Annotated in this window: 18 protein-coding genes; 15 read left to right on the top strand and 3 right to left on the bottom strand. The window is 64.9% G+C overall.

Translation table 11 applies throughout. The features are described 5' to 3' along the window. Positions 1–240 precede the first annotated feature (240 nt). On the bottom strand, positions 241–1,734 hold the full coding sequence (locus IVB01_RS01640; protein WP_247494220.1) for an NAD-dependent succinate-semialdehyde dehydrogenase: 1,494 nt from the start codon (positions 1,732–1,734) through the stop codon (positions 241–243). A 164-nt stretch (positions 1,735–1,898) separates the two neighbouring features. After that, positions 1,899–2,219, bottom strand: coding sequence for a hypothetical protein (locus IVB01_RS01635; protein WP_247276462.1), 321 nt, complete (start codon positions 2,217–2,219; stop codon positions 1,899–1,901). Positions 2,220–2,545: 326 nt separating this feature from the next. On the opposite strand from IVB01_RS01635, the gene IVB01_RS01630 reads away from it, so the two are divergent. Next, positions 2,546–3,742: a serine hydrolase domain-containing protein gene (locus IVB01_RS01630; RefSeq protein ID WP_247276463.1), complete on the top strand. Its 1,197-nt coding sequence runs from the start codon at positions 2,546–2,548 to the stop codon at positions 3,740–3,742. Positions 3,743–4,030: 288 nt separating this feature from the next. Here IVB01_RS01630 and IVB01_RS01625 read toward each other — a convergent pair whose 3' ends face one another. Then, positions 4,031–5,032: an adenosine kinase gene (locus IVB01_RS01625; protein WP_247276464.1), complete on the bottom strand. Its 1,002-nt coding sequence runs from the start codon at positions 5,030–5,032 to the stop codon at positions 4,031–4,033. 123 nt (positions 5,033–5,155) lie between these two features. On the opposite strand from IVB01_RS01625, the gene murJ reads away from it, so the two are divergent. The 14 genes from murJ to IVB01_RS01555 all read left to right on the top strand — a co-directional run bounded on the left by murJ (position 5,156) and on the right by IVB01_RS01555 (position 18,383). Continuing rightward, complete coding sequence (gene murJ / locus IVB01_RS01620; protein ID WP_247276615.1) at positions 5,156–6,688, top strand: murein biosynthesis integral membrane protein MurJ; 1,533 nt, start codon at positions 5,156–5,158, stop codon at positions 6,686–6,688. A gap of 94 nt (positions 6,689–6,782) precedes the next feature. Beyond that, positions 6,783–7,835, top strand: a complete 1,053-nt coding sequence (gene trpS / locus IVB01_RS01615) for a tryptophan--tRNA ligase (RefSeq protein ID WP_247276465.1) — start codon at positions 6,783–6,785, stop codon at positions 7,833–7,835. Between the two features lie 98 nt (positions 7,836–7,933). Beyond that, positions 7,934–8,428 carry a universal stress protein gene (locus IVB01_RS01610; RefSeq protein ID WP_247276466.1) on the top strand — a complete coding sequence of 165 codons (495 nt, stop codon included), beginning with the start codon at positions 7,934–7,936 and terminating at the stop codon, positions 8,426–8,428. A 299-nt stretch (positions 8,429–8,727) separates the two neighbouring features. Next, positions 8,728–9,297: a NifU family protein gene (locus tag IVB01_RS01605; protein ID WP_247276467.1), complete on the top strand. Its 570-nt coding sequence runs from the start codon at positions 8,728–8,730 to the stop codon at positions 9,295–9,297. Between the two features lie 158 nt (positions 9,298–9,455). Beyond that, positions 9,456–10,151, top strand: coding sequence for a tRNA (adenosine(37)-N6)-threonylcarbamoyltransferase complex dimerization subunit type 1 TsaB (gene tsaB / locus IVB01_RS01600; RefSeq protein WP_247276468.1), 696 nt, complete (start codon positions 9,456–9,458; stop codon positions 10,149–10,151). Further along, positions 10,148–10,633: a ribosomal protein S18-alanine N-acetyltransferase gene (rimI, locus tag IVB01_RS01595; protein ID WP_247276469.1), complete on the top strand. Its 486-nt coding sequence runs from the start codon at positions 10,148–10,150 to the stop codon at positions 10,631–10,633. The genes tsaB and rimI overlap by 4 nt, the downstream gene beginning before the upstream one ends. Before the next feature lie 37 nt (positions 10,634–10,670). Then, positions 10,671–11,126, top strand: a complete 456-nt coding sequence (locus tag IVB01_RS01590) for a Fur family transcriptional regulator (RefSeq protein WP_247276470.1) — start codon at positions 10,671–10,673, stop codon at positions 11,124–11,126. Positions 11,127–11,130: 4 nt separating this feature from the next. Continuing rightward, positions 11,131–11,811, top strand: a complete 681-nt coding sequence (locus tag IVB01_RS01585) for an HAD family hydrolase (protein ID WP_247276471.1) — start codon at positions 11,131–11,133, stop codon at positions 11,809–11,811. Positions 11,812–11,999: 188 nt separating this feature from the next. Next, a complete protein-coding gene (gene miaB, locus IVB01_RS01580; RefSeq protein ID WP_247276472.1) occupies positions 12,000–13,394 on the top strand; it encodes a tRNA (N6-isopentenyl adenosine(37)-C2)-methylthiotransferase MiaB in 1,395 nt (464 codons plus the stop codon). A gap of 64 nt (positions 13,395–13,458) precedes the next feature. Continuing rightward, a complete protein-coding gene (locus tag IVB01_RS01575; RefSeq protein WP_247276473.1) occupies positions 13,459–14,454 on the top strand; it encodes a PhoH family protein in 996 nt (331 codons plus the stop codon). Between the two features lie 58 nt (positions 14,455–14,512). Next, positions 14,513–15,022, top strand: a complete 510-nt coding sequence (ybeY, locus tag IVB01_RS01570) for an rRNA maturation RNase YbeY (protein ID WP_247276474.1) — start codon at positions 14,513–14,515, stop codon at positions 15,020–15,022. 1 nt (position 15,023) lies between these two features. Beyond that, on the top strand, positions 15,024–16,142 hold the full coding sequence (locus IVB01_RS01565; RefSeq protein ID WP_247276475.1) for a hemolysin family protein: 1,119 nt from the start codon (positions 15,024–15,026) through the stop codon (positions 16,140–16,142). Further along, entirely contained in the window at positions 16,139–17,752 is a 1,614-nt protein-coding gene (lnt, locus tag IVB01_RS01560) for an apolipoprotein N-acyltransferase (protein ID WP_247276476.1), read from the top strand. Before IVB01_RS01565 ends, lnt begins: the two co-directional genes overlap by 4 nt. Before the next feature lie 217 nt (positions 17,753–17,969). Further along, on the top strand, positions 17,970–18,383 hold the full coding sequence (locus IVB01_RS01555; protein WP_018319423.1) for a helix-turn-helix transcriptional regulator: 414 nt from the start codon (positions 17,970–17,972) through the stop codon (positions 18,381–18,383). Positions 18,384–18,407: the final 24 nt, after the last annotated feature.

The following is an 18,407-nucleotide window of genomic DNA, read 5'->3' as shown; positions in this document are numbered from 1 at the left end:
AACCACAGACCCCATCAGGCCTTGGCAGGACAAACTCCCAAGGCCTTCGCCGCTACCAAGACCACCGCGATCCAATCAGCGAATTATTGAACATCGACAATTGCGAGCGCAGCGAAGCAATCCAGAGTCTTTCCGCGGAGGGATTCTGGATTGCTTCGCTCCGCTCGCAATGACGCGGAGAGGCCGGTCGGCCGCTCCAGCATTCCTGCCTGGCTCACATTCGCGACGACAACGGCGGGCCTACACCCCCGCCATCATCACGTATTTGATCTCGACATATTCGTCCATGCCGTGATGTGAGCCTTCGCGCCCGAGGCCGCTCTCCTTGACGCCGCCGAAGGGGGCCACTTCCGTGGTGATGAGGCCGGTGTTGACGCCGACCATGCCTGATTCCAGCGCTTCGGCGACGCGCCAGACGCGACCGAGATCGCGGGAGTAGAAGTAAGAGGCGAGGCCGAACGGCGAGGCGTTGCACATCGCGATGACATCCGCTTCGTCCTTGAAGCGGATGACGGGCGCGAGCGGACCGAAGGTTTCCTCCTGCGACACCAGCGAGTCCGGCTTGACGTCGGCAAGCACCGTCGGCTCGAAGAACGAGCGTCCAAGCTCGCTGCGCTTGCCGCCGGCGACGACCTTTGCTCCGCGCTTGACGGCGTCGGCGATATGGCGCTCGACCTTGTCGACCGCCTTCATGTTGATCAGCGGACCCTGCATGACACCGCTCTCGGTGCCGTCGCCGATCTTCATCGCCGCGACCTTCTTCGACAGTTTCTGCACGAACTCGTCGTAGATCCCGTCCTGGGCGTAGAGTCGGTTGGCGCAGACGCAGGTCTGGCCCATGTTGCGGTATTTCGAGACGATGGCGCCTTCGACTGCCGCGTCGATGTCGGCATCGTCGAACACCACGAACGGCGCGTTGCCGCCAAGCTCGAGGCCGAGCCGCTTCACGCCGACGGAGGCCTGCTGGTAGAGGATCTTGCCGACGGCGGTCGAGCCGGTGAAGCCGACGAAACGCACCGCCGGATGCTCGCACAGCACCTTGCCGATCGGCGGCGCGTCGCCCGTGATGATGTTGAACACGCCTTTGGGCACACCAGCCTTCTCGGCAAGCGCCGCGAGCGCCAGCGCCGAGAGTGGCGTTTCGTTCGCGGGCTTCAGCACCACGGTGCAGCCGGCCGCGAGCGCCGGCGAGACCTTTCGCGTGATCATCGAGTTCGGGAAATTCCACGGCGTGATCGCGCCGCAGACGCCGATCGGCTGCTTGATCGCGAGCAGCCGCGCATCGCTCCGCTGCGTCGGAATGGTCTCGCCATAGACGCGCCTCGCTTCCTCCGCGAAGAACTCGACATAGGCGCCGCCGATATCGACCTCGCCGAGCGCCTCGGCGAGCGGCTTGCCCTGCTCGGAGGTGAGGATCAGCGCCAGGTCCTCGCGGTTGGCGACGATCAGCTCGAACCATTTGCGCAAGATGTTGGAGCGCTGCTTGGCGGTGAGCTTGGCCCAGGCCGGAAACGCGCGCTCGGCGGCTTCTACCGCCTTGGTGGTATCGTCCGCGCCAAGTTGCGGGACTTTTGCAAGCTCGATGCCGGTGGCGGGATTGTTGACGGCGAAAACCGGCGAGCCGACCCAGACGCCATCGATGTAGCAGGCTTCCTTCAGCAGCGACGGGTCCTTCAACCGGTCGCGCAGATTGGACGAGGCTTGCGGGGCGCGGGCGGCGGCGGTCGGGGTCATGGCGTTACTCCTCAGGGGGCGATCGGATCGGCCCGGAATATAGGGGCAGACGGCGCGCAATGCACCGCCCGGCAACGCACATCTGCTGGGAGTTAAACTGAGAGCCGCAGGTCCCTTATCTCTCTCCAGCCGGGAGAGGTAAGGCATCGCGATCGCCGACATAGCTAGGCCGCGCCGCTCAGGTAAGTCTCGCGGCGGCCGATCATGCGCTCGGCTGCGGCCTTGGCGTCGGCCTTCGAGGATGTCGCACAGGTGCGGTATTCGAGATCGGGGACATGAGAGGTGTCGCGGCGACCGAACCAGGATTTTGAACCGACCGGCAGCAATGCGAGCGCCTGCGCCAGGTTGTCGACCGCGCCGAAGGAATACAGCGCGCCGGTACCGGCGATGCGGACTTCGTAGATCCCTGGCGAAATAGGCGCCTCCAGATTCTCGCCCCGTCCGGGACGGGGATAGCGCTTCCATTCACTCCAGGTCGAAATCATCTGAGGTCCCCCTCGCCGGTCGGCAACATTTGCATCAAGTCTTAATCGGTCCATCGATCGGGCCGGGTGCTGAACGCGACAGCTCACGAAATGTTTCAAGCGCTCGAAAACTCACGAACATATTGCCTGAAGCCATTCAAGGTGAGCGCGAAGTGCGGTCGTCCACCGCAGATTGTGTCACCGTTCAGCCGCTGTCGTGCTGCGCTGGTCGGGGGCCGTCAAGTCACGACATCGCGACCGCCGCGGCAGTTGAGATGCTTGCTGCACGCGACCTCCGGGAGGACAATCGATCACTTCCAACAATAATCAAACCGGAGGAAACCCGCATGCAAAGCCAAGCCCAGATCGACGAAGTTCTGCGTCAGAAGAGCGACGCCAAGGAAATTCCCGGCGTCGTCGCCATCGCCGCCAGCGGCAACGACGTGCTGTATCAGGGTGCGTTCGGCAAGCGCGACCTATCGAAGCCCGACGCGATGACTGCGGACAGCGTGTTCTGGATCGCATCGATGACGAAGGCGGTGACCACTGCCGGCGCGATGCAGCTCGTCGAACAGGGCAAGCTGTCGCTGGATGCGCCGATCGGCGAAGTGCTGCCCGACCTTGCCGAGCCGCAAGTGCTCGAAGGTTTCGACGCCAAGGGCGAGCCGAAGTTGCGGCCAGCTAAGGGGCAGATCACGCTGCGCCAGCTCATGACCCACACCGCCGGCTTCTGCTACAACATGTGGAACGGCGATCTCGCGGTCTATCTGGACAAGACCGGCATTCCCGCCATTACCACCTGCCAGAACGCGGCGCTGAAGACGCCTATCATGACCGATCCCGGCACGCGCTGGGAATACGGCACCAATATCGATTTCGTCGGCAAGGCGGTGGAGGCCGTCAGCGGCAAGCGGCTCGATGCCTATTTGCGCGATAATATGTTCGCGCCGCTCGGCATGAGCGACACCGCCTTCAAGATCACCGACAGCATGCGCAAGCGCCTGGTCGGCATGCATGCGCGCGGCGAGGACGGCCAGTTCGCATCGATCCCGTTCGAACTCGAGCAGGAGCCGGAATTCCACATGGGTGGCGGCGGCCTCTATTCGACCGCCGGCGACTATATCAAATTCACCCAGATGATTCTCAACAAGGGCCGCGGCAACGGCAACCAGGTGCTGAAGGCGGAGACGGTCGCGACGATGGGGCAGAACCACATCGGCGATCTTGCCATGGGCAAGATGACCACGGCGGCGCCGATGTACACCAATGACGTCGATCTCTACCCGGAGCAGATCAAGAAGTGGGGTCTCAGCTTCATGATCAACACCGCCAAGACCGCGGAAGGGCGTAGCGCAGGCAGCCTGGCTTGGGCGGGCCTCGCCAACACCTATTACTGGATCGACCCTTCGCGCGACGTCACCGGCGTCATCCTGATGCAGCTGTTGCCGTTCGCCGACGCGAAATGTTTGGAGGCGTTCGCGGGCTTCGAGCGAGGGGTTTACGCCGGGCTCGATGCTGCTGGGAGCGGGCAGAAGGCGGCGTGAGGAGCTGATGCTCTCGCCATTCGCGGCGGATCGGCTGTGTCGAAGTGAGACGGCGGCAGAGACGTGAACTCCCATCCTGCCCTGGAGGGGGAGGATCGGTTCGCATGTAGCAAGGCTGCATGCGAACCGAGGTGGGGTGAAACCGCGGCGAAGATCTCATGTAGAAGGCCATGTAAAGGCCGCGAATGCACGCGAGCCAGAACGCACCACCGAACGCGCTGAAAGACCTTCACCCCACCCCGCTCGCGCTGCGCGCGATCGACCCTCCCTCTCCAGGGGAGGTAGGAGCTACCCCGTCACCCCGCGCTGCTCCGCGAGCTCCTTCAGCGATACCTGCGGGCGGGCGCCGATATGCTGGATCACTTCGGCGGCGGCGAGCGCGCCGAGCTGGCCGCACTGCTTGTAGGGCAGGTTGCGCGCCACGCCATAGAGGAAACCCGCGGCGAAGAGGTCGCCGGCGCCGGTGGTGTCGACCACCTTGTCGACCGGGAATGCCGGCGCGGCAACGGAATCTTCCGCTGACACCACCATGCAGCCCTTCTCGCTGCGGGTGACGACGCCGAGATTGACGTCGTTGCGCAGCTGCTTCAGCGCGGCATCGAAGTCGGACGTCGTGTAGAGCGAATGCAGCTCGGCCTCGTTGGCGAACACGATGTCGACGGTGCCGTTACGCATCAAAGACAGGAACTCGTCGCGATAGCGATCGACGCAGAAGGAATCCGACAGCGTCAGCGCCACCTTGCGCTTGGCGTCATGGGCGATCTTGGCCGCCTTGACGAAGGCGTCCTTGGCGTTCTTGGGGTCCCAGAGATAGCCTTCGAGGTAGACGATGCTGGCGCCAGCGACCTCGGCTGGATCGATATCGGCGGGCGACAGATCCTGCGCCGCGCCGAGATAGGTGTTCATGGTGCGCTCGCCGTCGCCGGTGACCAGGATGTAGGAGCAGCCGGTGGCGGGGCCGTCCGTTGCGGCTGGCGTGTTGAAAGCGACCCCGGCGGCGCGGATGTCGTGGATATAGAGCTTGCCGATCTGGTCGTCCTTGACCTTGCCGACATAAGCGGCGCGTGCCCCTAAGCTGCCGATGCCGACGATGGTGTTGGCGGCCGAGCCGCCCGAGACTTCCGTCGCCGGGCCCATGTCCTTGTAGATGGCGGCCGCCCGTGCCTCGTCGATCAGGGACATGCTGCCCTTGGTCATGCCATGCTTGGCCAAAAAGGCCTCGTCGGTCCTGACCAGCACGTCGAACAGCGCGTTGCCGATGCCGAGAACGTCATATTTCACGTCAGCCATTCACCTTGATCCTGTTGCCCGATTGCCATTACCGGGGAAATCCGCTTCCTGTCGGCCTGAAATCCGGTTCGCGGCCTATCACGACCAGCCCTTCGCGGGCAAGCAACGGTATTATTGCGCCCGATGATCCGCTCCTTCCTGACCGTCTCGACGGGAACGCTGGCCTCGCGGCTGCTGGGCTTTGCCCGCGATTCCCTGATTGCGGCGCTGCTCGGCACCGGCGCCGTGGCGGACGCGTTCCTGGCCGCGTTTCAACTCGTCAACGTGGTGCGCCGGCTGCTCAGCGAGGGGGCGCTGAATGCGGCGCTGGTCCCGGCCTGGTTGCGCGTCCGCGACCGCGATGACGAGACGGCTGCGGCGGCATTCGCGGGACGGGTGCTCGGCACGGTCTGCGCGGCCCTGGTCGCGATCTCGATCGGCATTGCAGTGTTGATGCCGCTGATCATCACGGTGATCGCGCCGGGATTTCTCGGTAGCGGGACGCTCGATCTCGCCGTGCAGAACGCGCGGCTGATGCTGCCTTATCTCGCTTTCGCCGGCCCCGTCACCGTGCTGATGGGGCTGCTCAACGCGCAAGGGCGGTTTGCGCTGACGGCGTTCTCGCCGCTGCTGTTCAACATCGCGCTGATCGCCGCGATCGCGGCGCTGTTGCTGTGGCACGCCGATGCGGCCCTCGCTGGGTGGATGCTCGCCGCCACCGTCGGTATTGCCGGTCTGCTGCAATTGCTGATGCTGCTATCGCAGCGAAGCGCGCGCCTTGCAACGCCACTGCGCGTGAGTTTTGACAAGGAGATGCGGGCCTTTTTTGCCAAAGCTATTCCCGGCATGATCGCAAGCTCGGGCCCGCAATGGCTGATCGTCGCGGGCGCGATCATCGCCTCCGCAACACCGTCGGCCGTATCCTGGCTCTATTTCGCCAACCGCTTGGTCGAGCTGCCGCTTGGCATCGTCGGCGTCGCCATGGGTACGGTGCTGGTGCCGGAGCTGACCCGCGCGGTCGGTAGCGGCGACCACGTCGCGGTGGCGCACGCGGAATCGCGTGCGCTGGAGCTGGCGACTGGCCTCGCCGTGCCGGCCACGTTCGGTCTGATCGTGCTGGCCGACCCGATCGTACGGCTATTGTTCGAGCACGGCGCCTTCAGCGCCGATGACAGCGCGGCCACCGCGCAAGCACTGGTGTGGCTGGCGCTGGGCCTGCCGGCGCATGTGCTGATCAAGGCGCTGTCACCGGCCTTCTATGGCCGCAGCGACACGATGACGCCGCTGCGCGCAATCGCCAACGGTTTCGTGGTGACCGTCGTACTCGCGCTCCTGCTCGGTCATGTCTTCGGCGCGAGCGGGATCGCGGCGAGTATCGCGGCCGGTGCCTGGAGCAGCGCGCTCTCGCTGCTCCGGAAAGGCACGAGCGAGTTCGGCTTCTCGGTTGACGCGAGCGCCCGCACGCGATTGCCGCGGATCGTGCTGGCCGCCTCGGCGATGGGCGCCCTGCTCTGGCTGACCAGGGGTCTCGTACCTGCCGAGACCCATGGCTTCATCAAATTCGTCGCGCTGGGTGTGCAGATCGCGACCGGGATCGTCGTCTACGGCCTGCTCCTGCAAATTCTCGGCGCAGCCTCCTGGCGCGAGGCGGTTAACGCGTTGAAACGACCGGCCTAAATCGCGAGCCGCCCGAATTGCCCTTGACGGGGCTGCGCCGCTGTTGGAAACGACGGCCGAATAGCTTCAGGAAGGCTTGCCAGGAAAACTAACCATGCCATTCGTTGAACGGGTATTTTCGGGCGTCCAGCCGACGGGCAATCTGCATCTCGGCAATTACCTCGGCGCGATCGTCAATTTCGTGAAGATGCAGGAGACCCACAACTGCATCTATTGCGTCGTCGACATGCACGCGATCACGCAAGGGGTCGACGTCTGGGGCGGGCCGGCCGAGCTCACGCGCAACACCCGCGAGGTGACCGCGGCGTTCATCGCTGCCGGCATCGATCCCAGGAAGCACATCGTGTTCAACCAGAGCCAGGTCTCGGGACACGCCGAGCTCGCCTGGATCTTCAATTGCGTCGCGCGCATGGGCTGGCTCGGCCGCATGACCCAGTTCAAGGAGAAGGCCGGCAAGGACCGCGAGAACGCCTCGGTCGGGCTGTTCGATTATCCCGTGCTGATGGCGGCCGACATCCTGCTCTACCGCGCCACCCACGTGCCCGTCGGCGAGGACCAGAAGCAGCATCTCGAGCTGTCGCGCGACATCGCGCAGAAGTTCAACAACGATTTCGGCGACTCGATCCGCAGCCAGGGCGGCAATGACGGCCTGTTCTTCCCGCTGCCGGAACCCCTGATCACGGGTCCGGCAACGCGCGTGATGAGCCTGCGCGACGGCACCAAGAAGATGTCGAAGTCCGATGCGTCGGACAATTCGCGCATCAATTTGACCGACGATGCCGACACCATCGCGCAGAAGATCCGCAAGGCGAAGACCGATCCGGAGCCGCTGCCGACCGAGGAGAAGGGCCTGGAGGCACGCCCCGAAGCCGACAATCTCGTCGGCATCTTCGCCGCGCTCTCCGGCCGCTCCAAAGCCGACGTGCTGCGCGATTTCGGCGGCGGCCAGTTCTCCAGCTTCAAGAACGCGCTGGCCGAGCTGTGCGTGACCAAGCTCGCGCCGATCGCGGGCGAGATGAAGCGCCTCGTGGCCGACCCCGGCCATATCGACGCGATCCTGAACGAAGGCTCGGACCGGGCCCGCGCCATCGCCGACGAAACGATGAAGCTTTCGAAAGACATCGTCGGCTTCATCCGCCGGCGCTGATCAACGCGTCTGGCCGGCGTCATAGCGCCGGCCACTCCCCTCTCCCAAACATTGCGGGAGTGTGGCAGCATGCCAGCCGTGCACACGCCGGGACATGCATGACCAGCAAGCGACTTTGCTTCGAGCCGGGTCACAAGCCCAAATGCCTCGTCGTCGTCGATGACACCGCCGAATGGGATCGCGCGGTTTATTACGCCAGCCGCTGGGCGATCCGCGGCGGCGGCGGCGTGGTGATGCTTCGCATCATCGAGCCCGACCAGCAGAGCCAAGAATGGCTGGGCGTCGCCGACATCATGCGCGCCGAGGCGCATGAAGCGGCGGAAGCCGCGCTCGACCGCGCCGCCGGGAGAGCCAACGGGATCGCGGCGATCACGCCGGAACGGGTGATCCGGGAAGGCGCCGCGATGGAACAGCTGCTCGCAGTGATCGACGAGGACCCCGACATCGCCATGCTGGTGCTGGCCGCAAGTCCTGGTGCGGAGGGACCGGGGCCATTGGTCTCGCTGCTTACGCATGCGCTTGGAACGTTTCCCGTTCCTGTGACGATCATCTCGGGTGCGCTGAGTGACCAAAGCGTGGACTCGCTGTCGTAGCGGTGCCTCTTACCCTCCCCTGGAGGGGGAGGGTCGGCACGCGATCGAGCGAAGCGAGACGGGTGACGGGGTGGGTGATCTCTCCGCTCGGGCACCGCATCCCTGGAGAGACACCCCGCTATGCATTGCGCTTCGCTTCATGCGTAGCGACCTTCCCCCTCCAGGGGAGGGTAAATGGCCCAAGTCTCTGATTTTCATTAACTAATGTCTCTTCTCCCCTTGATCGTGCGTTCCCCATCGCCATCTGCTAGGGAAGAGAGCACGCGCCGGCCTTGAACCGGCGACGTCTGGAGAGAACCATGTTCATTCAAACCGAAGCCACCCCCAATCCCGCCACGCTGAAGTTCATTCCCGGCCGCGTCGTCGTCGACGGCAGCCCAATGGAATTTTCGAGCCGCGAAGCCGCAAGCCGCTCGCCCCTCGCCGAAAAGCTGTTCGACGTGCCCGGCGTCACCGGCGTGTTCTACGGATCGGACTTCATCACCGTGACCAAGGCGAGCGGTGAGTGGCAGCAGCTCAAGCCCGCAATCCTCGGCGCCATCATGGAGCACTATATGTCCGGCGCGCCGCTGCTCGCCGACGGCACAGCGCAAAGCGATGCCGAGCTCGACGACGAGGACGAGTTCTTCGATGAGGCCGATGCCGAGACGGTCGACATGATCAAGGACCTGATCGAGACCCGCGTGCGGCCGGCGGTCGCCAATGACGGCGGCGACATCACCTTCCGCGGCTTCAAGGACGGTATCGTCTATCTCAACATGAAGGGCGCCTGCTCGGGCTGCCCGTCGTCCACCGCAACGCTCCAGCACGGGATCCAGAACCTCTTGAAGCATTTCGTGCCCGACGTCATCGAAGTCCGGCCGATGTGAGTTGCACGGTCTGCGCATCGATTTCGCGCCGTCATGCCCGGGCTTGTCCCGGGCATCCACGTTTTTTGGGGCCGCAAAGTCGTGGATGGCCAGGTCAAGCCCGGCCATGACGGCCAGAACTTTAGGCATCATCCAATTGCCAATGCTATGATCGCGTTATGCTGATCCTCGCCATCGATACTGCGCTCGACGCCTGCGCGGCCGCGGTGCTCGACACCGAAACGGCCGAGCTGCGCGCGCAGGAATCGGTGCCGATGAAGCGCGGGCATGCCGAAGCGCTGATGCCGCTGATCGCGCGGGTGATGAAATCGGCAGAGCTCAGCTTCACCGTGCTCGACCGCATCGCGGTCACGGTCGGTCCCGGCAGCTTCACCGGCCTGCGCGTCGGTATTTCGGCGGCGCGCGGCTTTGCGCTCGCGGCGAAGCGGCCGGCCATCGGCCTGACCACCTTGTCGGCCTATGCGGCCGCCGTCGTCGGCCAGAACAGATCGGCGCCCGTGATCTCCGCGATCGACGCGCGGCACGACCATGTCTATTTCCAGATCGTCGCCGGCGACGGCAGCCAGCTGGTGCGACCGAGGGTCGCCGGCATCGATGAGGCGATCGCGGCCTCGCAATTCGGCGCGCCGCATCTAGTCGGCAATGCCGCAAACATTCTCGCCGAGCGCTGGCCGAAGGATGCACCGCAACCCGTCGCGGTCGACGCACAGGCTGCGCCTGATATCGGCTGGGTCGCCTGGCTCGGCGCCGCGGCCAATCCCGACACGACCCCAGCGCGGCCGTTCTATCTGCGCGCGCCCGATGCCAAGCCGGCCGCGCAGCCACAGCTCGCAGCAAAAGCCGCAACCTCATGATGAGATGGTTATCGCAATGGTGGCGCGGCGGCACCGCCGCCGTTGAGCCCGCGTCCGCGCGCGATGCCGCACGGCTGGCGCAGCTTCACGGCGCCTGCTTCGCACGCGGCTGGGGCGAAGGCGAGTTTGAGACCATGATCAGCGAGCGCAACACGCTGGTGCATCGCTTGCGTCTCGGCCGCAAGACGATCGGCTTTGCGGTGTCGCGGATCGGCGCGGACGAAGCGGAAATCCTCTCGATCGCGGTCGATCAGGCTCATCGCGACCGGGGTCTCTCCCGCACGCTGCTGATGACCCATCTCGGCCATCTCGCGGGACGCGGCGTGCGCACAATATTTCTCGAAGTCGAGGAAAATAACCAACCGGCGCGCCGACTCTACGATCGGGCCGGATTCACGGTGGTCGGACGGCGCGAACGCTACTATAAGCAGCCGACCGGGGAACAGCTGAACGCCCTTCTGATGCGACGTGACTTGGCGTAACATTGATGGCAGAAAGCGCCCCGTCAGGCAGACAATCATGACCGCACTGAAAACTTCTTCCGCATCCAAGGCGTCCGGCATCGAGGCACGGTGCGCCGCCACCGGCATGCGCATGACCGAGCAGCGCCGCGTCATCGCCCGCGTGCTCGCGGAATCGGTCGATCATCCTGACGTCGAGGAACTGTACCGGCGCTGCGTCGCCGTCGACGACAAGATCTCGATCTCGACGGTCTACCGAACGGTGAAGCTGTTCGAGGATGCGGGCATCATCGAACGCCACGATTTCCGCGAGGGCCGCGCGCGCTATGAGACGATGCGCGACAGCCATCACGACCACCTCATCAACCTGCGCGACGGCAAGGTGATCGAGTTCACCTCGGAGGAGATCGAGAAGCTCCAGGCCGAGATCGCCCGCAAGCTCGGCTACAAGCTGGTCGATCACCGGCTCGAGCTCTATTGCGTCCCGCTCGACGACGACAAGCCGACGTCTTAGTTTAGTGCCTATCGATCTCATCATCTTCGACTGCGACGGCGTGCTCGTGGACAGCGAGGTGATCTCCTGTCGTGCGCATGCGGATGTGCTGACCAGGCACGGCTATCCGATCACGTCGGATCAGGTGTTCGAGCGCTTCCTCGGCCGCTCGACGCGGCAGGCCAATCTCGAGATTGAGACCGAGCTCGGTCGCAAGCTGCCCGAGGCCTATCACGGCGATCTGCAGGACGAGCTATTCCGCTCCTTCGAGGCCGACCTCGAAGCGATCCGCGGCATCCATGATGCGCTCGATATCGTTACCCAGCACGTCTGCGTCGCCTCGAGCGGCTCGCACCAGCGCATGCGCGTGAGCCTGGGGAGCACGGGCCTCTACGAACGCCTCGCGCCGAACATCTTCTCGGCCTCGCAGGTGAAGAACGGCAAGCCGGCGCCGGACCTGTTCCTGTTCGCGGCAAAGCAGATGGGCGTGCCGCCGGGGCGCTGTGTCGTGATCGAGGACAGCCTGGCCGGGATTGCCGGCGCCCGGGCGGCCGGGATGGCGGTGTTCGGCTTTTACGGTGGCAGCCATTGCCGCGACGGCTACGCCGAAACGCTGCGCCAAGCCGGCGCCGACCTGCTCTTTGCCGACATGCATCGGCTGCCGGAGCTGATCCGGCGGGCCGAGGCGAAGGCCCTGGCGGGCTGATTTTCGGTCTCTGACCGCCATCCGGGTCGGCGCGAGGCGCGTGAACCCGGAATCGCGCCAAAACCTCTGGATTCCGGACTTTGCGACTGCGTCGCGCCGGAATGACGGCCCAAGGGGGCGCCATTCGCTGGATTTTCGCCGCTCCAGCCTATATCTGAGGGCCGTCCTCCACCTCAATTCCGGGTTCCATGACGCCGCCGCGCAAGCTGCACATCAAATCATATGGCTGCCAGATGAATGTCTACGATGCGCAGCGCATGGTGGACACGTTGGCTCCGGAAGGATTCGTGGAGACGGCCAGCGTTGATGACGCCGACCTCGTTATCCTCAACACCTGCCATATCCGCGAGAAGGCCTCGGAAAAAGTCTATTCCGAACTCGGCCGGCTGCGCGTGGCCAAGGACGAGGCGGCGCGGGGCGGCCGCGCGATGCAGATTGCGGTCGCGGGCTGCGTGGCACAGGCCGAGGGCGAAGAAATCGTGCGCCGCGCGCCCGTCGTCGACGTCGTGGTCGGACCACAGAGCTATCATCATCTGCCCGAGCTGTTGAAGCGCGCGAGCGACGAGGGTCGCGCGATCGAGACCGAATTTCCCGCTCAGGACAAGTTCGGCTTCCTGGCGCAGCCGAAGCCCGACGCGATTCGCGCGCGCGGCATCTCCGCCTTCGTCACTGTGCAGGAAGGCTGCGACAAGTTCTGCACGTTCTGCGTCGTGCCGTATACGCGCGGCGCCGAAGTTTCCCGTCCGGTGGCAAAGATCGTGGAGGACGTGAAGCGGCTCGCCGACAACGGCGTGCGCGAGCTGACGCTGATCGGGCAGAACGTCAACGCCTATCACGGCGAGGGGCCGGACGGAAAAACCTGGCCGCTCGGCCGGTTGCTCGAGCATCTGGCGCAAATCCCGGGCATCGCGCGGCTGCGCTATTCGACCAGCCATCCCCGCGACGTCGATGACAGTTTGATTGCGGCCCATCGCGATCTCGGCCCGCTGATGCCGTTCGTGCACCTGCCGGTGCAGTCGGGCTCGGACCGGATTCTGGCCGCCATGAACCGCAAACATACCGCCGATGATTACCGGCGGGTCATCGATCGTTTCCGCACCGCACGCCAAGACATTGCTTTTTCATCAGATTTTATCGTCGGCTTCCCCGGCGAGAGCGAGCAAGATTTTCTCGCCACTCTCGCGCTCGTCACGCAAATCGGCTACGCTGCGGCTTATTCGTTCAAATACTCCGCCCGGCCGGGAACGCCGGCCGCGGATATGCAGGAGACGGTGTCCCCCGCCGAGATGGACCAGCGATTGGAGCGGCTCCAGGAACTGATCGACAGCCAGCAATCGGCCTTCAACAAGGCTGCGATTGGCTCAACGGTGGACGTGCTGTTCGAGCGTCCAGCCCGCAAGGAAGGCCAGATCGTCGGCCGCACCGCTTACCTCCAGCCCGCGCATGTGATGGCCTCGGCCGACATCATCGGACAGATCCTGTCGGTCCGGATCGACAGCCTCGAACGCTACAGCTTTCTCGGCGAGCTCGTGACGCCGCGCAACGCGCGCGAGCCCGCTTTATCGCAAGCCACTGGAGCCTGAACCCTTGCCAAAAAGCGCATCGGATTCGCCTTCGTTCGCTCCCAGCCGCAAATTTGACCGCGACATGCAAGTTCCGCCCGAGACCCAGGTCGTCATCGACTTCGACGACAACCGTGCCGCTTCCGCGCTGGTCGGCCCCTACGGCCAGCATCTCGCGCAGATCGAGCGGCGCCTCGGCGTGGTCGTGGACTCCAAGGGCAACCACATCACCATCGGCGGCACGCGCGACGGCTGCGATGCCGCACGCCGCGTGCTGGAGACGCTCTACGCGCAAGCCGTGAAGGGACAGGATCTCGACCAGGGCGAGGTCGACGGCGCGATCCGGGCCGTGATCGCCCAGGGCTCGCTCTTCGAGTTCGACGCCAAATCGGCCAAATCGACCTTCGACAGCATCAATTTGCGCAAGCGCCCGGTGCGCGCGCGCACGGCCGCGCAGGATTCCTACATTCGCGCGCTGAAGCGCCACGAGCTGGTGTTCGGCATCGGTCCCGCCGGCACCGGCAAGACCTGGCTCGCGGTCGCGCATGCCGCGCAGCTGTTCGAGCGCAAGGAGGTCGACAAGATCATCCTGTCGCGTCCGGCGGTGGAAGCCGGCGAGCGGCTCGGCTTTTTGCCCGGCGATCTTCGCGAGAAGGTCGATCCCTATCTGCGGCCGATCTACGACGCGCTCTACGATCTCATGGATGCGCGCATCGTCGAGCGGGCGCTCCAGACCGGCGAGATCGAGATCGCACCGCTCGCCTTCATGCGCGGCCGCACGCTCACCAACGCCGCCATCATCCTGGACGAGGCGCAGAACACCACGTCGATGCAGATGAAGATGTTCCTGACCCGCCTTGGCGAGAACAGCCGCATGATCGTGACGGGTGATCCCTCTCAGATCGACCTGCCGAACGGCCAGACCTCGGGACTGGCGGAAGCAACCCGGCTCCTGAACGGGGTCGAGGGGATTGCGCAAGTGCATTTCAAAGCCGAGGACGTGATCCGCCACGAGCTCGTGGCGCGGATCGTCGCCGCCTACGAAGGGTCGCCGCAGCGGCCGGCCACCGGTCAATCCTGACGAGACAACAGCCGGACCAAGCGGGCGCGGACGGCGCCTTTTCGTCCCAGACAGCACAATGTCCCATCCCAACCTTCCCATCACCGAGGTCCTCGTCGTCGCCGATTGCTGGCAGAGCGAGCCCGATTCCGAGACCGTGATCCAGCGCGCGCTTGCGGCAGCCGCCGAGAGCGTCGACGAAGACGTCGCCGACGCGGAAGTGGCTGTGATGCTGACCGATGACGCCGGCATCCGCACCCTCAACGGCAACTGGCGCGGCATCGATAAGCCAACTAATGTGCTGTCATTCCCCGCGCTCCAGCCCGAGGGCGAATGGAAGCCGGGCGATGCGCCGCGCATGCTTGGCGACATCGCGATCGCCTACGAGACCATGCGGCGCGAGGCGGACGAGGAACACAAGCCATTCGATCATCATTTGAGCCATCTCGCCGTGCACGGTTTCCTGCATCTGATCGGCTACGACCACGAGGACGACGACGACGCGGAGGAGATGGAAGCGCTGGAGACGCAGATCCTGGCGCATCTCGGCATCCCCGACCCCTATGCTGACCGCCCGGGGACGAACTGAGATGCCGGATTCCGATCCAATCCAGGACAACCCGCGCAACACGCGCAATTTGCCCGCCGTCGTGACCCAAGGTGAGGTGATGCGGCCGACCGCGGAAGGCTGGCTGCTGCGCGCCATCCGGACGCTGTTCGGCTGGAAGGCGGGATCGGTGCGCGACGATCTCCAGGTCGTGCTCAACGCGGCCACCCCTGACGACACCGGCTTCTCCGCGGTCGAGCGCACCATGCTGCGCAACATCCTCGGCCTGCACGAGCGCCGCATCGCCGACGTCATGGTCCATCGCGCCGACATCATCGCGGTGAAGCGCGACATCCCGCTCGGCGAATTGATGGACCGCTTCGAGAGCGCCGGCCATTCGCGTCTCGTCGTCTACAACGAGACGCTGGACGATCCCGTCGGCATCGTCCACATCCGCGACCTGCTCGCCTTCATGACCGCCCGTGCGCGCGTGTCGGAGGCCACCAAGACCAAGCGCAAGAAACCGCTGCCGGCCGGGCTCGATTTGCGCGCCGTCGATCTCGCGCTGCCGCTTCACGATGCGCGCATCATCCGCAAGCTGCTGTACGTGCCGCCCTCGATGCGGGCGATCGACCTGCTCGCGCAGATGCAGGCCACGCGCATCCACCTCGCGCTGGTGGTCGACGAATATGGCGGCAGCGACGGGCTGGTCTCGCTCGAGGACATCGTCGAGCAGATCGTCGGCGAGATCGACGACGAGCACGACAGCGACGAGCCGCCCTCGATCGTGCGCCTGCCGGACAACGCCTTCATCGCCGATGCCCGCGCCAGCCTCGACGATGTCCGCTCGGTGATCGGCGAGGATTTCGTCACCGGCGAGGCCGGCGAGGAAGTGGAGACGCTGGGCGGCTATCTGGTCAGCTTCGTCGGGCGCCTGCCGGTGCGCGGCGAAGTGATCTCGGGCCCCGGCACGTACGAGGTCGAGGTGCTCGATGCCGATCCGCGCCGCGTCAAGCGGCTGCGCATCTCGACGCGGAAGGAACGTCCCGCGCCCCGCACCCAGCGCGAGAGCCGACGCCGCGAGGCTGCGCCGGAGAGCGGCCAACCACCGGCCAGTGACACGCCCACCCCGCCGCCAAGCGACGGGACCGGTCCGCAGTGAGCCCATTAGAACGATTTTGGCAGATTGCGCTTGCCGTCATCCTCACCTGGGGATGGAAGCGCGCCGTCATCGCCATGGCGGCCGGGGCACTGTCGGTGCTGGCGCTGGCACCGTTCAACCTGTTTCCGGTGCTGTTCCTCACCTTCCCGGTGCTGGTCTGGTTGATCGACGGCGCCGGCGCCGGACGATATGGCGGCGTTCCGGCCGCCGCGCTGACCGGCTACTGGTTCGGGCTCGGCTATTTCGTCCCCGGTCTCTACTGGATCGGCTACGCATTCTTCGTCGACGCCGACGTGTTCGCCTGGCTCACACCATTCGCCGTGCTGGGCCTGCCGGCCTATCTCTCGATCTTCACGGCAATGGGCTTTGCGCTGGCGCGCCTGCTCTGGACCAAGAACGCCACGCGCGTGCTGGCGCTCGCAGCAAGCCTCACCATCAGCGAATGGCTGCGCGGCCACGCGCTGACCGGGTTTCCCTGGAACGCGTTCGGCTACGCGCTGTCCGAGCCGCTGCCGCTGGCGCAGACGGCATCGCTGATCGGCCTGTGGGGCATGACGTTCCTGACCGTCGCGATCTTCGCGAGCCCTGCGACGCTGATCGATCGCGCGCCCGATCGCCGCCTGCAATGGCGCGCACCGGCCGCCGCAATCGCGCTTCTGATCGTCATGAGCATCTTCGGCGCGATCCGCCTGTCGCTGCATCCGACCACGATGGTTGCTGGCGCCAAGCTGCGCCTGATGCAGCCGAACCTGCAGCAGGACGCGAAATTCAACTACGCCGCCAAGGCGGAGGTGATGAAGAAATATCTGGCGCTGTCAGACCGCGCCTCTGGTCCGCAATCGACCGGCGTTCGCGATGCCACCATCCTGATCTGGCCGGAATCCGCCTTTCCCTTCTTCCTGACCCGCGAAGCCGACGCGATGGCGCAAATCGCCGATCTGCTGCCGAAGGGCACTGTGCTGATCACGGGGTCGGTCCGCGCGCCGGACCTGCCGCGGGGCACACCGATCACGCGCGCCTATAATTCGATCTACGTGATCGACCACGATGGCAGCGTGCTCGCAATGTACGATAAGCTGCATTTGGTGCCGTTCGGCGAATTTCTTCCCTATCAGGAGCTGATGGAGAAGCTCGGTTTCGAGCAGCTGACGCGCGTGCGCGGTGGCTTCATTGCCGGCACCGTGCGACATGCGCTGCCGGTCGCCAGCGCGCCGCCCGCGCTGCCGCTGATCTGTTATGAAGTCATTTTCCCCGGTGAGGTGGCTGCACGCAGCGAACCTCCGGGCTGGATCGTGAACCTCACCAATGACGGCTGGTTCGGCATCTCGACCGGCCCCTATCAGCATCTCGAGCAGGCGCGGATGCGCGCGATCGAACTCGGCCTGCCGCTGGTCCGCTCCGCCAACACCGGCATCTCCGCAGTGATCGATCCGATGGGACGCACCATCGCCAGCCTCGGTCTCGGAATCGAAGGCATTTTGGATGCAAACCTGCCCGCCGCGATCCCATCGACTGTCTATGCGCGCGTCGGCGACGTGCCCGCGGCCATGCTCGTCGCGCTCGCGGTGATTGTGGCGGTCCGCCGGCGTGTCGCCAAACGGCACCCCTGATCGCCTCGCCGCGGACGTGGCTGTATCCTTGACAACCGTAGTCCCACGGTTGACAGACTGCAGGCGGGCTCCTCAATCTGCGCCGGCTGCGAAAGACAGCGGTACATTGCTAAATTTCTCCGCAATGTTTCCCAATAAGAGGGTTCGATTTGACGGTGCTGGCACCCGAGGCAGGCCTGATGATTGCGCCGAGGGTGATGTTTGGAGGGCTGAGGAAATGTCGAAAGCGCCCAACCCTGTTGACAAATATGTCGGCAGTCGCGTGCGTATGCGCCGCATCATGTTGGGCATGAGCCAGGAAAAGCTCGGTGAAGCTTTGGGCCTGACCTTTCAGCAGATCCAGAAATACGAGAAGGGCACCAACCGGGTCGGCGCGAGCCGCATTCAGCAGATCGCCGAGATTCTCCAGGTACCTGTGTCGTTCCTGTTCGAGGGCGGGCCGAGCGGTGTGCCGGGCCCGGATGGCTTCAGCGAAGGCGCCTCGCCCTCTTACGTCTCTGACTTCCTCGCGACATCAGAGGGACTCGCCTTGACCAAGGCGTTCACCCGAATCACCGATTCCAAGATGCGCCGCTCCATCGTCGATCTCGTCGAGCAGATCGCCGCGCGCGAAGGCCCCGACAAGCGCTGACGTGCCCATCGCAATTGGCGATTT

Origin of the sequence: Bradyrhizobium sp. 164 (assembly GCF_023073715.1) — a bacterium.
Classification (GTDB): Bacteria; Pseudomonadota; Alphaproteobacteria; order Rhizobiales; family Xanthobacteraceae; genus Bradyrhizobium.
Note: the sequence above shows the minus strand (reverse complement) of the source record. Positions and strands in the feature narration are given on the sequence as shown.